Source organism: Micromonospora sp. NBC_00421 (assembly GCF_036017915.1).
Classification (GTDB): Bacteria; Actinomycetota; Actinomycetes; order Mycobacteriales; family Micromonosporaceae; genus Micromonospora.
This window is the reverse complement of sequence record NZ_CP107929.1, coordinates 3427347-3440809: the sequence shown is the minus strand read 5'-3', so window position 1 is coordinate 3440809 and position 13463 is coordinate 3427347. Positions and strand designations below refer to the sequence as shown.

Annotated in this window: 12 protein-coding genes; 10 read left to right on the top strand and 2 right to left on the bottom strand. The window is 73.8% G+C overall.

Annotated features, from left to right (window positions below; translation table 11 throughout):
- Positions 1 to 37 precede the first annotated feature (37 nt).
- Positions 38 to 1021 carry a DUF1775 domain-containing protein gene (locus tag OHQ87_RS14195; RefSeq protein WP_328348548.1) on the bottom strand — a complete coding sequence of 328 codons (984 nt, stop codon included), beginning with the start codon at positions 1019 to 1021 and terminating at the stop codon, positions 38 to 40.
- Between the two features lie 209 nt (positions 1022 to 1230).
- Here OHQ87_RS14195 and thrS point away from each other — a divergent pair, with 209 nt between their 5' ends.
- The 4 genes from thrS to OHQ87_RS14175 all read left to right on the top strand — a co-directional run bounded on the left by thrS (position 1231) and on the right by OHQ87_RS14175 (position 5808).
- Positions 1231 to 3234, top strand: a complete 2004-nt coding sequence (gene thrS, locus OHQ87_RS14190) for a threonine--tRNA ligase (RefSeq protein WP_328348547.1) — start codon at positions 1231 to 1233, stop codon at positions 3232 to 3234.
- 69 nt (positions 3235 to 3303) lie between these two features.
- Positions 3304 to 3906: an HIT family protein gene (locus OHQ87_RS14185; protein WP_442930774.1), complete on the top strand. Its 603-nt coding sequence runs from the start codon at positions 3304 to 3306 to the stop codon at positions 3904 to 3906.
- Between the two features lie 9 nt (positions 3907 to 3915).
- Positions 3916 to 4569: a CG0192-related protein gene (locus tag OHQ87_RS14180; protein WP_328348546.1), complete on the top strand. Its 654-nt coding sequence runs from the start codon at positions 3916 to 3918 to the stop codon at positions 4567 to 4569.
- A gap of 180 nt (positions 4570 to 4749) precedes the next feature.
- On the top strand, positions 4750 to 5808 hold the full coding sequence (locus OHQ87_RS14175) for an aldo/keto reductase (protein ID WP_328348545.1): 1059 nt from the start codon (positions 4750 to 4752) through the stop codon (positions 5806 to 5808).
- A gap of 226 nt (positions 5809 to 6034) precedes the next feature.
- Here the strand turns inward: OHQ87_RS14175 and OHQ87_RS14170 are convergent, their stop codons facing one another.
- Positions 6035 to 8146, bottom strand: a complete 2112-nt coding sequence (locus OHQ87_RS14170) for an elongation factor G-like protein EF-G2 (protein WP_328348544.1) — start codon at positions 8144 to 8146, stop codon at positions 6035 to 6037.
- Between the two features lie 249 nt (positions 8147 to 8395).
- Between OHQ87_RS14170 and pgsA the strand changes: the two genes are divergently transcribed.
- The 6 genes from pgsA to pdxT all read left to right on the top strand — a co-directional run bounded on the left by pgsA (position 8396) and on the right by pdxT (position 13399).
- Complete coding sequence (pgsA, locus tag OHQ87_RS14165) at positions 8396 to 9016, top strand: phosphatidylinositol phosphate synthase (protein WP_328348543.1); 621 nt, start codon at positions 8396 to 8398, stop codon at positions 9014 to 9016.
- A complete protein-coding gene (locus OHQ87_RS14160; RefSeq protein WP_328348542.1) occupies positions 9013 to 9954 on the top strand; it encodes a phosphatidylinositol mannoside acyltransferase in 942 nt (313 codons plus the stop codon). Before pgsA ends, OHQ87_RS14160 begins: the two co-directional genes overlap by 4 nt.
- A gap of 14 nt (positions 9955 to 9968) precedes the next feature.
- The gene (locus OHQ87_RS14155) at positions 9969 to 11138 is read left to right on the top strand and encodes a glycosyltransferase family 4 protein (RefSeq protein ID WP_328348541.1); all 1170 of its coding nucleotides are present in this window, start codon (positions 9969 to 9971) and stop codon (positions 11136 to 11138) included.
- A 5-nt stretch (positions 11139 to 11143) separates the two neighbouring features.
- A complete protein-coding gene (locus OHQ87_RS14150; RefSeq protein WP_328348844.1) occupies positions 11144 to 11647 on the top strand; it encodes a hypothetical protein in 504 nt (167 codons plus the stop codon).
- Positions 11648 to 11826: 179 nt separating this feature from the next.
- Entirely contained in the window at positions 11827 to 12744 is a 918-nt protein-coding gene (gene pdxS, locus OHQ87_RS14145; RefSeq protein ID WP_328348540.1) for a pyridoxal 5'-phosphate synthase lyase subunit PdxS, read from the top strand.
- Between the two features lie 43 nt (positions 12745 to 12787).
- Positions 12788 to 13399, top strand: coding sequence for a pyridoxal 5'-phosphate synthase glutaminase subunit PdxT (pdxT, locus tag OHQ87_RS14140; RefSeq protein ID WP_328348539.1), 612 nt, complete (start codon positions 12788 to 12790; stop codon positions 13397 to 13399).
- Positions 13400 to 13463: the final 64 nt, after the last annotated feature.

Sequence of the window (13463 nt, the reverse complement as noted above, 5' to 3'; positions counted from 1 at the left end):
ACGTCTGCCTGGCTCAGCGCGCGGACGTCTGCCTGGCTCAGCGCGCGTCGGCCCGCGCCTCGGTGCCGGCGGTGGTGGTACGGGCCGTGTCGACGTCCGCCTCGGCGGCGGTCGGGGTTCCGGTCTGCCCGGTGGTGCCCGGGGCGGCGGGGTTCCGGTCGGTCGGGGAGTGCCCGTCGAAGCGCCAGGCCCGGTCGTCCGGGGTGGAATCGGTGGCGGGCGTCGGGTCGTCGTCCCTGCCGGTGTTCTCGTCGGCCGCGTCCGCGTCGCCGGCCGCGGACCGGCGGCGGGAGCGGTTCGCCACCCAGCCGATCGCCGCGCCGCCACCCAGACCGACCAGCAGACCGCCGCCGAGCAGCAGGTCCGCGCTGGGCCCGCCGTCCCCGCCGTCCTCCGTGGGTTCGGCCCCGACGGCCGGGTCGGCCCCGGCATCCGTCCCGTCGGCGGCACCGCCGTGGCCGTGCCCGGTGGCCGCCCCGGGAGCCGGCGGCACCAGCGCCAGCGTCGGGGCGGGGTGCCCGCCCCCGGCCGGGTCGGCCCAGCGCACCACAGTGCCGTCCGAGTAGGTCTGCACCACCTCGAAGGTCATCCGGTCGAGCTGCGGCAGCGGACCCATGGCCACCGAGAGCCGGGCCGGCCCCGGCACCGCCGGCCCGGCCCCCCGGGTCCAGACCACCGCGGAGGTCACCGTGCTGACCGAGGGGGCGTGGATCCCGGCCACCGGCGCTTCCAGGTCGCGGGAGGTGATCAGGGGCGCCCAGCCGTCCACCGACAGCGGGTAGACCTCGCCGATCGGGGCGTCCGGCGGGAGCCTGAACTCGATCTTCTCGGTGCGGGTGCCGGGCCGCTCCTCGGGCACCACGAACGTCAGCTCCACCGCGTCGCCCTGCACGGCCTGGCCCGGGCTGGACGTCACCCCGTCGGCCGACGCCGCGACCGGCGCACCGAACACCGCGGCCACCGCAGCCGCCAGCACCAGTACGGTCCGGCCCCGCCGGGCACCATCGCGGGTCGTCGCCATTTCCGCCCCCATCCGTCTCGCCGTGGCCGACACCGGCTCCGGCCACACCTGGTAGTTCGGACGGCGGGCCGAAAAGGTTCAACCCGCGGGCCGCCGACGACACGACGAGGGCTTCCTTTCCCGGCGACCGGGCGGAACCGGGCGCCCGATAGCATCGAAGGAGCCGGAACACCCGGCCCATCCGTGCCGTCTGCCGTTGAGGAGTCACCGTGTCCGCACCCCGTACCCCCGTCGTGGCCGACCCCGTCGTCGTCGCCGCCGGGACGACGGCGGCCGACGCGGTGGCCGCGGCCGGGCTGCCCGCCGCCGGCCCGAAGGCGGTCGTGGTGGTCCGCGACCCGCAGGGCCAGCTGCGTGACCTGGACTGGGCCCCGGCCGAGGAGACCACCGTCGAGCCGGTCAGCCTCGACTCGCCGGACGGGCTCGACGTGCTGCGGCACTCCACCGCCCACGTGCTAGCCCAGGCCGTGCAGGACGTCTTCCCCGAGGCCAAGCTGGGCATCGGCCCGCCGATCGAGAACGGCTTCTACTACGACTTCGCCGTCGACAAGCCGTTCCAGCCGGACGACCTGGCCAAGCTCGAGAAGCGGATGCAGGAGATCGTCAAGTCCGGGCAGCGGTTCCGCCGCCGCCGCTTCGCCAGCCTGGACGAGGCGAAGGCCGAGCTGGCCGCCGAGCCGTTCAAGCTGGAGCTCATCGACGTCAAGGGCGAGGGGCTGGACACCAGCGAGGTGATGGAGGTCGGCGGCGGCGAGCTGACCATCTACGACAACCTCGCCGCCGGCGAGGACAAGGTCTGCTGGTCGGACCTGTGCCGGGGCCCGCACCTGCCGAACACCAGGTTGATCGGCGCGTTCAAGCTGATGCGCTCGGCCGCCGCGTACTGGCGGGGCTCGGAGAAGAACCCCCAGCTCCAGCGGGTCTACGGCACCGCCTGGCCGACCCGGGACGAGCTGAAGGCGTACCTGAAGCTGCTGGAGGAGGCCGCCCGGCGCGACCACCGCAAGCTCGGCGTCGACCTCGACCTGTTCAGCTTCCCCGACGAACTGGGCTCCGGCCTGGCGGTCTTCCACCCCAAGGGCGGCATCATCCGCCGGGAGATGGAGAACTACTCCCGGATCAAGCACGAGCAGGCCGGCTACGCGTTCGTCAACACCCCGCACATCACCAAGGGCCACCTGTACGAGGTCTCCGGGCATCTCGACTGGTACGCCGACGGGATGTTCCCCCCCATGGAGGTGGAGGGGGCGAACTACTACCTCAAGCCGATGAACTGCCCGATGCACGACCTGATCTTCCGGTCCCGGGGCCGCTCCTACCGGGAGCTGCCGCTGCGGATGTTCGAGTTCGGCACGGTCTACCGGTACGAGAAGTCCGGTGTGGTGCACGGCCTGACCAGGGTTCGCGGCATGACCCAGGACGACGCGCACATCTTCTGCACCGAGGAGCAGATGGCCGGCGAGCTGAAGTCGCTGCTCGCCTTCGTCCTGGAACTGCTGCGCGACTACGGCCTGGACGACTTCTATCTGGAGTTGTCCACCCGAAACCCGGACAAGTCGGTCGGCACCGACGAGAACTGGGAGCGGGCCACCGAGGCGCTGCGCTCGGCCGCGCAGGAGTCGGGCCTGACCCTGGTGCCCGACCCGGGTGGCGCGGCGTTCTACGGGCCGAAGATCTCCGTACAGGCCAAGGACGCCATCGGCCGGACCTGGCAGATGTCCACCATCCAGGTCGACTTCAACCTGCCCGAGCGGTTCGGCCTGGAATACCAGGCGGCCGACGGCAGCCGGCAGCGGCCGGTGATGATCCACCGGGCGCTCTTCGGCTCGATCGAGCGGTTCTTCGGGGTGCTCACCGAGCACTACGCCGGGGCCTTCCCGGCCTGGCTGGCACCGGTGCAGGTGGTCGGCATCCCGATCCGCGAGGACCACACCGACTACCTGCACGGGTTCGTCGCGGCGCTGCGCGCCGAGGGCATCCGGGCCCAGGTCGACGCCGGTGACGACCGGATGCAGAAGAAGATCCGCACCGCGCAGCAGCAGAAGATCCCGTTCATGGTGATCGCCGGTGACGACGACGTGGCCGCCGGCACCGTGTCGTTCCGCTACCGCGACGGTTCCCAGCGCAACGGGGTGCCGGTCGCCGAGGCGGTCGGCCACGTGCTCGAGGTGGTCTCCTCGCGTACCAACTCGGGGCCGTCCGCCGGGAGTTGACCCCGGTCGCCACCGGCCCGCACCGGCGGGCCGGTGGCGGTTCGCGCGGGGGATCGTAGGATCGACGGTGTGACTGGGGCGGAGCGGCACCTCGACGGCGACACGGACCACAGCCCGGCGGACGAAGGCCCGGCGGACGAGGGTCTGGCGGACGGGCTGGACCGGCTCTGGACCCCGCACCGGATGACCTACATCTCCGGGGAGGACCGGCCCGAGGGCGGCTACGAGAAGCCCGCCGGCTGTCCGTTCTGCCTGGCCCCCGGGCTGCCGGCTGACCGGAGCCTGGTGGTCGCCCGGGGCGCGCACGTATTCGTGGTGCTCAACCTCTACCCGTACAATCCCGGGCACCTGCTGGTCTGCCCCTACCGGCACGTGGCCGACTACACCGATCTCGACCCGGCCGAGACGGCGGAGTTGGCGGTGTTCACCCAGACCGCGATGCGGGTGGTCCGACAGGTCAGCAGCGCGCACGGGTTCAACCTGGGGATGAACCAGGGCGGGGTGGCCGGTGCCGGCATCGCCGCCCACCTGCACCAGCACGTGGTGCCCCGGTGGGGTGGGGACGTCAACTTCATGCCGGTGATCGGCCGGACGAAGGTGCTGCCGCAACTGCTCTCCGACACCCGTGCGCTGCTCGCCCGCGCCTGGCCGTCCGGACCGGCCGGTTCCTAGGATGTGATCATGGCGCTGCTGCACCGGGCGGAGATCCGCCCCACCAAACTCGAACTCCTGACCGCCTGGCTGCCCGGCCGGCGGTGGTACGCGGGACCGGTCGACAGCGAGCCGGCACGGGTGGCGGCCTACCGGTTCGACGACCCCGCCGGCGCGGTGGGCATCGAGACGATGCTGGTCCGGGTCGGTGCCGGGCCGGTGTACCAGGTCCCGCTGACCTACCGGGGCGCGCCGCTGGCCGGTGCCGACGAGTTGCTGATCGGCACCACCCGGCACTCGGTGCTCGGCCCCCGCTGGGTCTACGACGCCTGCGGCGACCCGGTGTACGCCGCCGCGCTGGCCGCCGCGATCGTGACCGGCACCGGGCAGGCCGAGGAACACTTCGAGACCGACGGCGTACGGGAGGTCCGCGAGCCGTCCATGGCGGTGGCCGTCCACGGTAGCGTCGCCGTCCCGGTGGTGGGCGGCGTACGCCAGGTGGTCGACGGCGATCCGGTCCGCATCGTCACCGACACCGTCGACCTGGTCGTCGCGCGCCGGCTGCCCGGCGGTGACCAGGGCGGCGACGGGCTGCCCGGTGACGGGTCGACCGCCGCCACCTTGACCGGGGCCTGGCCGGGGCAGCCGACACCGCTGCCGCTGGCGCGTCTGCTGCCGCGCTGACCTCGGCGGCCGGGCCTGTCGGCCGCCGGTGCCGCGTGGGGTCGATCCGGTGCGGGCGCTGTTGGTGACGAGGGCGCCGGCGGTGTCCGGGAACGGCCGCGCCGGTGTCGCTTGTGGTCGATCGGGCACGATGCGTCAGCTTCGTCCCCCCGCGCGCCCCGAAGGTGACACGATGCGGCGATGGCAGTGACGACACGGATGTTGGGTCGCAGCGGCATCGAGGTCAGCGCCCTCGGCATGGGATGCTGGGCGATCGGTGGCCCCTGGGCCGAGGGACACCAACCGCTGGGCTGGGGCGCGGTCGACGACGAGGAATCGGTGCGCGCCGTACGGCGGGCGCTCGACCTCGGGATCACCCTCTTCGACACCGCCGACACGTACGGCGCGGGGCACGGTGAGCGGATCCTCGGGCGGGCGTTGGCGGGCCGTCGGGACGAGGCGGTGATCGCCACCAAGTGGGGATACACGTTCGACGAGCGGTCCCGGCAGGCCACCGGCGAGGATGCCTCCCCGGACCATCTGCGGCGGGCGGTGGTCGACTCGCTGCGCCGCCTGGACACCGACCGGATCGACCTCTACCAACTGCACCTCGGCGACCTGCCGCTGCCCCGGGTGGAGGCCCTGGTCGGCACCTGTGAGGAACTGGTCGCCGACGGCCTGGTCCGGTCGTACGGCTGGAGCACCGACCGGGCCGACCGGGCCGCCGGGTTCGCCCAGGTGGCCCCGCACGCCACCGCGATCCAGCACAGCCTGTCGGTGCTGCGGGACGCCCCGGTGATGCTGGCCACCTGCGACAAGCACGACCTGGCCAGCGTCAACCGGGGCCCGCTCGGGATGGGGCTGCTCACCGGCAAGTACACCACCGGCTCGACGCTGCCCCGCGACGACGTACGGGGGATGGCCCCGGGCTGGCTGGAGTGGTTCCGCAGCGGTCGGCCGGCACCGGAGTGGCTGCGTCGGGTCACCGCGGTGCGGGGCGCGCTCACCGCCGACGGGCGGACCCTGGCACAGGGCGCGCTCGGCTGGATCTGGGCGCGCAGCGACCGGACGGTGCCGATTCCCGGCTGCCGCACCGTCGCCCAGGTCGAGGAGAACGCCGCCGCGCTGCGCCTCGGCCCGCTCACCCCGGACCACTTCGCCGAGGTGGAGAGGCAGCTCGCCGCCCTCCGCACAGCCGCCCTCCGAGACGCCGACCGACCGTACTGGCCCCTCCCCCCCATCCCCACCGCCCGCCCCTAACCCCCACCCCACCCCACCCCACCCCCACCCTGCCCGCCCCACCCTGCCGCGCCCACCCCGCCCGCGTCGATCATGGAGTTGTGGTGCCCCGCACAAGGTGCAAACAGGGGCGTTGCCCCCACCACAACTCCATGATCGACGGGCACGGGTGGGGGCACGGGCACGGGTGGGGCGGGGAGGGCGGGGAGGGCGGGGTGGGGGAGGGGGAGGGTTGGGTGGGGTGGGGTTATTTCGGGGTGGGGGTGTAGTGGGAGAAGGTGCGGCGGAAGGTGCCGGTGCCGGCGGTCAGGGCCCGCAGCTCCACGGCGTAACGCAGCAGTTCCAGGGCGGGGACCTCGGCCCGGACGAGGGTCCGGCCCTCGGCGTCCGGATCTGCCTCGGTGCCGAGTACCCGGCCCCGACGGCTGGACAGGTCGCCCAGCACCGCACCGACCGAGGAGTCGGCGACCCGGATCCGCACCTCGTCGACCGGCTCCAACAGCGTCGGCCCGCCCCGCTCGGCGGCGTCGCGCAGGGCGAGCGCGCCGGCGGCCTGGAACGCGGCGTCGGAGGAGTCGACGCTGTGCGCCCTGCCGTCGACCAGGGTCACCCGCAGGTCCACCACCGGGTGCCCGGTGACCAGGCCGCGCGCCAACTGCGCCCGGACGCCCTTCTCCACCGACGGTACGAAGTGGTGCGGCACCGCCCCGCCGGCAATCCGGTCGACGAACTCGAAGCCCCCGCCCCGGGGCAGCGGCTCCACCTCGATGTCGCAGACGGCGTACCCGTCGTGCCCGCCGGACTGCGTCACGTGCCGGCCGTGCCCCGTGGCGGCCACCGTGAAGGTCTCCCGCAGCGGCACCCGCACCGGCTCGGTGTCCAGCTCCACCCCGCCGGCCCGGAGCCGGTCGAGCACCACGTCGGCGTGCGCCTCGCCCGTGCACCAGAGCACCAGTTGGCCAGTCTGCGGGTTGCGCTCCAGCCGCAGCGTCGGGTCGCCGGCGGTCAGCAGGCCCAGGTCGCGGGCCAGGGCGTCCTCGTCGGTCGGACGCCGGGCCACGACCGCCACCGGCAGCAGCGGCTCCGGCATCTCCCAGGGCGCGATCAACAGCGGCTCGTCCCGCGCCGAGATGGTGTCGCCGGTCTCCGCGCCACCCACGCCGGTGATCGCGCAGATGTCACCCGCGACGCAGGCGGGTACCTCCCGCAGGTCCGCCCCGAGCGGGCGGTGGACGTGCCCGATCCGTTGGTCGGCGGAGTGGCCACGGTCGGCCGTCGGGTGCCCGGCCACGTGCACCGTCTGGTCGGGGCGCAGCGTGCCGGAGAAGACCCGGACCAGGCAGACCCGGCCGGCGTGCCGGTCGACGGTGGTGCCGACCACCTCGGCGACCAGCGGGCCGTCCGGGTCGCAGTCCAGCGGGGGGCGGGGGGAGCCGTCCAGCCCGGTGACCGCCGGCACCTCGTGCTCCAGCGGTGACGGGAACGCCGACACCAGCCCGTCGAGCAGCACGTCCAGCCCGACGCCGGTGGCCGCGCAGACCGGTACCACAGGGTGGAAGTGACCCCGGGCGACCGCCCTCTCCAGGTCGGCGATCAGCACCCCGGTGTCGATCTCCTCGCCGTCGAGGTAGCGGTCCATCAGGGTCTCGTCCTCGCTCTCGGCGATGATCCCCTCGATCAGCTCACCCCGGGACTCGGTGATGGCCGGCAGGTGCTGCGGCTCCGGCTCCCGGACGACGACGGGCAGCCCGGCCGAGTAGTCGTGGACCTGCCGGGTGATCAGCGCCAGCAGCCCGGCCACCGACTCACCGTCGTCGCCGAGCATCGTCAGGTGCAGCGGGAGCACGTTGTCCCCGAAGACCCGCTGGCACAGCGCCACCGCCTCGTCGAAGTCGGCGCGCGGGTGGTCGAGCCGGGTGACCGCGACGGCGCGCGGCAGGTCGACCGCGGCGCACTCCTCCCAGAGGGCGGCGGTGGCGGCGTCCATCCCGTCGACGGCGGAGACCACGAACAGCGCCGCGTCGGCGGCCCGCAGGCCGGCCCGCAGGGCACCGACGAAGTCGCCGTACCCGGGGGTGTCCAGGAGGTTGACAGTGACCCCGGCGTGCACCAGCGGGGCGCAGGCCAGGCCGACCGAGCGCTGCTGGCGTACCGCGGCGGGGTCGTGGTCGCAGACGGTGGTGCCGGCGGCGACGGTGCCGGCCCGGTCGATCGTGCCGCTTGCCGCGAGCAGCGCCTCGACCAGTGTCGTCTTGCCGGCCCCGGAGTGCCCGACGAGCACCACGTTGCGCACCCGGTCGGGCGCGGTCACCACCGGCGCGTCGCCGGTGGCCCCCTTCTCGTGGTTCTTCTGCGCCATCGCGGCGCACCTCCCTCAGTCGGTGGTGGGTGGCGACCGCCGCACGCGACGGGAAGCGGCCCGGTCGGATGCCGCGGCGATATCCTCCGGTGGTCCGCCGACCGGCGGGCGGTCAATGGGCCAGGTGGTGAGCTGGCTCACTTTCACTGCGCTCCCACACCTGCCGACGGACCCGGCACGGGCCTCGTCGGGCGGGTCGGACGACCGGCCGTATCGCCCGCCGCTGCCTGCCGTTATCGTGGGACCGCCATGGCGAAGATCTTCCAAGTGACGGCCCGCGCGGGGATGACCCGCGTCGTGGAGCCGGTCGCGCGCGGTCTGCTCCGCGCCGGCGTGTCCCCCAACGCGGTCACCGTGACCGGCACCGTCGGCGTGCTCGTCGGCGCGCTCGGTTTCGGCGCCCGCGGTCAACTGGTCGCCGGAGCGCTGATCGTGACGTTCTTCGCGCTTACCGACATGCTCGACGGGACGATGGCCCGGATGAGTGGCGGCTCGACCCGGTTCGGCGCGTTCCTCGACTCGTCGATGGACCGGGTCGCCGACAGCGCGGTCTTCGGCGCGGTCGCCTACTGGCTGGCCACCGAGGGTGACCACTCCGGGGTGGCCGCCGCGTTGATCTGCCTGGCCGTCGGCGGGCTGGTCTCCTACGTCAAGGCCCGCGCCGAGGGCCTGGGGATGACCGGCAACGTGGGCGTCGCCGAGCGTACCGAGCGACTGCTGATAGTCGGCGTCGGTGGCCTGCTGACCGGCCTCGGTGTCGGGCCCGCCCTGGAGATCTCACTCTGGCTGCTCGCCGCGGTGTCGATCTTCACGGTCGGGCAGCGGGTGGCCCACGTGTACCGGCAGGCGCAACTGGTCGGCCGGGAGTGAACCTCACCGAACTCGGCTACGTCGCCGGCTGGCGGCTGGCCCGCGCGTTGCCCCGGCCCGTGGTCGCCGCGGCCTTCCGGGCGGGCGCCGACCGCGCCCACCGCGCCGGCGGCACGGGCGCCACCCGACTGCGCGCCAACCTGCGCCGGGTGGTCGGCCCCGAGCTGCCCGAGGCGGAGCTGGACGCGCTGGTCAGGCGCGGCCTGCGGTCGTACGCCAGGTACTGGATGGAGGCGTTCCGGCTGCCCTCGCTGAGCCGCCGGCAGATCCTCGACGGGTTCCACCTGGGCGGGTCGGAGATGCTCGTCGCCGACGTGGCGGCCGGCCGGGGCGCGGTGGTGGCGCTGCCGCACGCCGGCAACTGGGACGCCGCCGGTGCCTGGGTGGCGGCCAGTGGCCTGCCGATCACCACGGTCGCCGAACGACTCAAGCCGGAGGGCGTCTACGAGCGGTTCCTCGCCTTCCGCCAGGGCCTCGGCATGGAGATCCTGCCGACCCACGGTGGTGCCCGGCCCACCTTCGACGTGCTTGTGGACCGGCTGCGTGCCGGCACGGTGGTGCCGCTGCTGGCCGACCGGGACCTGTCCGCCCGGGGCATCGAGGTGGACTTCTTCGGCGGCCGGACCCGGATGCCGGCCGGGCCCGCCCTGCTGGCCATCCGCACCGGTGCCCCGCTCTATGTGGCGTCGCTGTGGTACGAACCGGAGATGCCGCGCGCGCAGTTGGAGGGCCCGTTGACGGTGCCCGAGCCGGACAGCGCACCGTTGGACGAGCGGGTCCGGGTGCTCACCCAGCGGATCGCCGACTGTCTGGCGGCCGGCATCGCCCGTCATCCGCAAGACTGGCACATGTTGCAGCGGATGTGGCTGGACCAGCGGGGCTCCACCGACGGCGGGTCCACCGCGCCGCCGCCTCCGGCCAGCGCCGGTGCGGTCTGAGGGAGGGGGCGCCAGTGCGGATCGGCATCGTGTGCCCGTACTCCTTCGACGTCCCGGGCGGGGTCCAGAACCACGTCATGGACCTGGCCGAGGCGTTGCTCGGGCTGGGGCACGAGGTGAGCGTGCTGGCCCCCGCCGACGAGGAGTCGACACTGCCGCCGTACGTGGTCGCCGCCGGCCGGACGGTGCCGCTGCCGTACAACGGTTCGGTGGCCCGGATCGCCTTCGGGCCCTTCTACACGACCCGGGTGCGGCGCTGGATCACCCGGGGCGACTTCGACGTGCTGCACGTGCACGAGCCGCTGATCCCGAGCCTGTCGATGATGGCGGTGCTGTCGGCCCGGGGTCCGGTGGTGGCCACCTTCCACACCGCGCTGACCCGGTCCCGGATGCTGGCCGCCGCGCAGGGTGTCCTCCAGATCCTGCTGGAGCGGATCACCGCCCGGATCGCGGTCAGCGCGTTGGCCCGTAAGGTGCAGGTCGAGCACCTGGACGGCGGGGCGGTGGAGATCCCCAACGGGGTCGCGGTGGCGAAGTTCGCCGGGGTCGAGCCGCTGCCCGGCTGGCCGGGGGAGTGCACCACCGGCAGCGGTGGGACGCTGGGCTTCCTCGGCCGGTTCACCGAGGCCCGCAAGGGCTTCCCGATCCTGCGGGACGCCTTCGTCGCGCTGGCCCCGCACCGGCCCGGGTTGCGCCTGCTGGTGGCCGGGCCGGGCGACCCGGACGACCTGTTCGGGCGGTTCCCGGTCGAGCTGCGCGACCGGGTGACCTTCCTCGGCCTGGTCTCCGAGGTCGACAAGGCCCGGATGCTGCGCAGCGTCGACCTCTACGTCGCCCCGAACACCGGCGGCGAGTCGTTCGGCATGATCCTCACCGAGGCATTGGCGGCCGGGGCGACAGTGGTCGCCAGCGACCTGGACGCGTTCCGCCGGGTGCTCGACGGCGGACGGGCCGGCCGGCTCTTCCCGACCGGTGACCCGACCGCCCTGCAAGCCGCCCTGGCGGAGCTGCTCGACGACCCGGCGCAGCGCCGCGCGTTGTCCGCCTGCGGCGAGCAGGTGGTGGCCCACTACGACTGGCCGGTGGTGGCCCGCCGGGTGGTGGAGGTCTACGCGGCGGCCATCGAGGCCACCGACGGGCGGGTCATCGACCAGGAGTGGACGGGGCTGGGTGGTCCGGGGTGACCACGATGCCGCACCTGTGGGCGATGCTGGCCGCCGCGGTCGCCGTCGCCCTGACCGGGGTCTACCTGGTCTGGACGGCCGGTCGGGTCGAGCGGCTGCAGACCCGGGCGGAGTCGGCGGCCCGGGCGCTCGACGCCCACCTGCTGCGTCGGGCCGCCGCCGCCGCGGTGCTGGCCGAGAGGCGGTACGGCGTGGAGCTGTACGCGGCGGCCCGGATCGCCCTGGACGCCGTTCCCGAGGACCGGGAGGCGGCCGAGAACGATCTCACCCGGCAACTGCGGTCGGTCCGGCTGGACCCGGCCGATCCCACCTGCGAGGCGGTGATCGCGGCGAGCCGGCGGTTGGCCCTGTCCCGGCAGGTGCACACCGACCTGGTGCGGGACGCCCGCGCCGCGCGGAGCCGGCCGCTGGTGCGGCTGTGCCGGATGGGCGGCCGTCATCCGTGGCCGCGCTACTTCGACATCGACGATCCCACCCTGGCCCTGCCCGCCGACGTCCCGACGGGCTGACCCACGGCTTGCGGTGCGGCTCCGCGCGGTGCGGCTCCGCGCGGAGCGGCGGTGCGGGTCGGGGTGACGGGGGCCACAGGGCAGGCCACCGTGGGGCCGATTGGCTGTCGGAGCGGCGTCCGAGGGGTCGTAGCATCAGCCGGAGCCAGCCCCCGAGCACGTCCGAGGAGTGATGGACCATGCCCGAAGCGACCTCCCCGAACACCGGTGCCGACCAGGTGATGGGCACCGCCCGTGTGAAGCGCGGCATGGCCGAGATGCTCAAGGGCGGTGTGATCATGGATGTGGTCACCGCCGAGCAGGCCCGGATCGCCGAGGACGCCGGCGCGGTCGCCGTGATGGCGCTGGAACGGGTGCCGGCCGACATCCGCGCCCAGGGCGGCGTGTCCCGGATGAGCGATCCGGACATGATCGACGGCATCATCGAGGCGGTCTCCATCCCGGTGATGGCCAAGGCCCGGATCGGGCACTTCGTCGAGGCGCAGGTGCTCCAGTCGCTCGGCGTCGACTACGTCGACGAGTCCGAGGTGCTGACCCCGGCCGACTACGCCAACCACATCGACAAGTGGGCGTTCACCGTCCCCTTCGTGTGCGGCGCGACCAACCTGGGTGAGGCGTTGCGCCGGATCACCGAGGGCGCCGCCATGATCCGCTCCAAGGGGGAGGCGGGCACCGGCGACGTCTCCAACGCCACCATGCACATGCGCAGGATCCGTCAGGAGATCGCCCGGCTCAGCTCCCTGCCGGCCGACGAGCTGTTCGTCGCGGCCAAGGAGTTGCAGGCCCCGTACGACCTGGTCAAGGAGGTCGCCGAGACGGGCAAGCTGCCGGTGGTGCTGTTCACCGCCGGGGGCATCGCCACCCCTGCCGACGCCGCGATGATGATGCAGCTCGGCGCGGAGGGGGTCTTCGTCGGCTCCGGCATCTTCAAGTCCGGCAACCCGGCCCAGCGGGCCGCCGCGATCGTCAAGGCCACCACCTTCCACGACGACCCGGACGTGCTGGCCAAGGTGTCCCGGGGCCTGGGCGAGGCTATGGTCGGCATCAACGTCGACGAGATCCCCCAGCCGCACCGGCTGGCCGAGCGCGGTTGGTGACCCGGGCGCGGTGGTCGTTCCCTCGGGGACGGGAGGAGGGGTCGTGGGCGGACCGGTGATCGGGGTGCTCGCGCTCCAGGGGGACGTCCGCGAGCACGTCACCGCCCTGGCCGGGGTCGGCGCGGACGCCCGTCCGGTGCGCCGCCCGGCCGAGTTGGACGCGGTCGACGGGCTGGTCGTCCCCGGCGGGGAGTCCACCACGATGAGCAAGCTGGTGGACATCTTCGCGCTGCGCGGGCCGATCGACAAGCGGATCGCCGACGGGATGCCGGTCTACGGGTCCTGCGCCGGCATGATCATGCTGGCCACCCAGGTGCTTGACGGCCGCCCCGACCAGCGGGGCTTCGCCGGCATCGCGATGACCGTGCGGCGCAACGCGTTCGGCCGCCAGGTCGACTCGTTCGAGGCCCCGGTGGAGATCACCGGGGTCGACGGCGGCCCCTTCCATGCGGTCTTCATCCGTGCCCCCTGGGTCGAGCGGGTCGGCGACGGCGTCGAGGTGCTGGGCCGGATCACCGGTGGCCCGGCCGTCGACCGGATCGTCGCCGTCCGCCGGGGCAACCTGCTGGCGACCTCCTTCCACCCGGAGCTGACCGGCGACCTGCGCCTGCACCGCTACTTCGCCGACCTGGTCCGGGCCACCGAGGGCCGTTGATTCGCGGGCGGTTCGTGCTGCTGACGTGCCGGGTGTGACGGCGGGGCGGGTGCTCTCGGTAGGA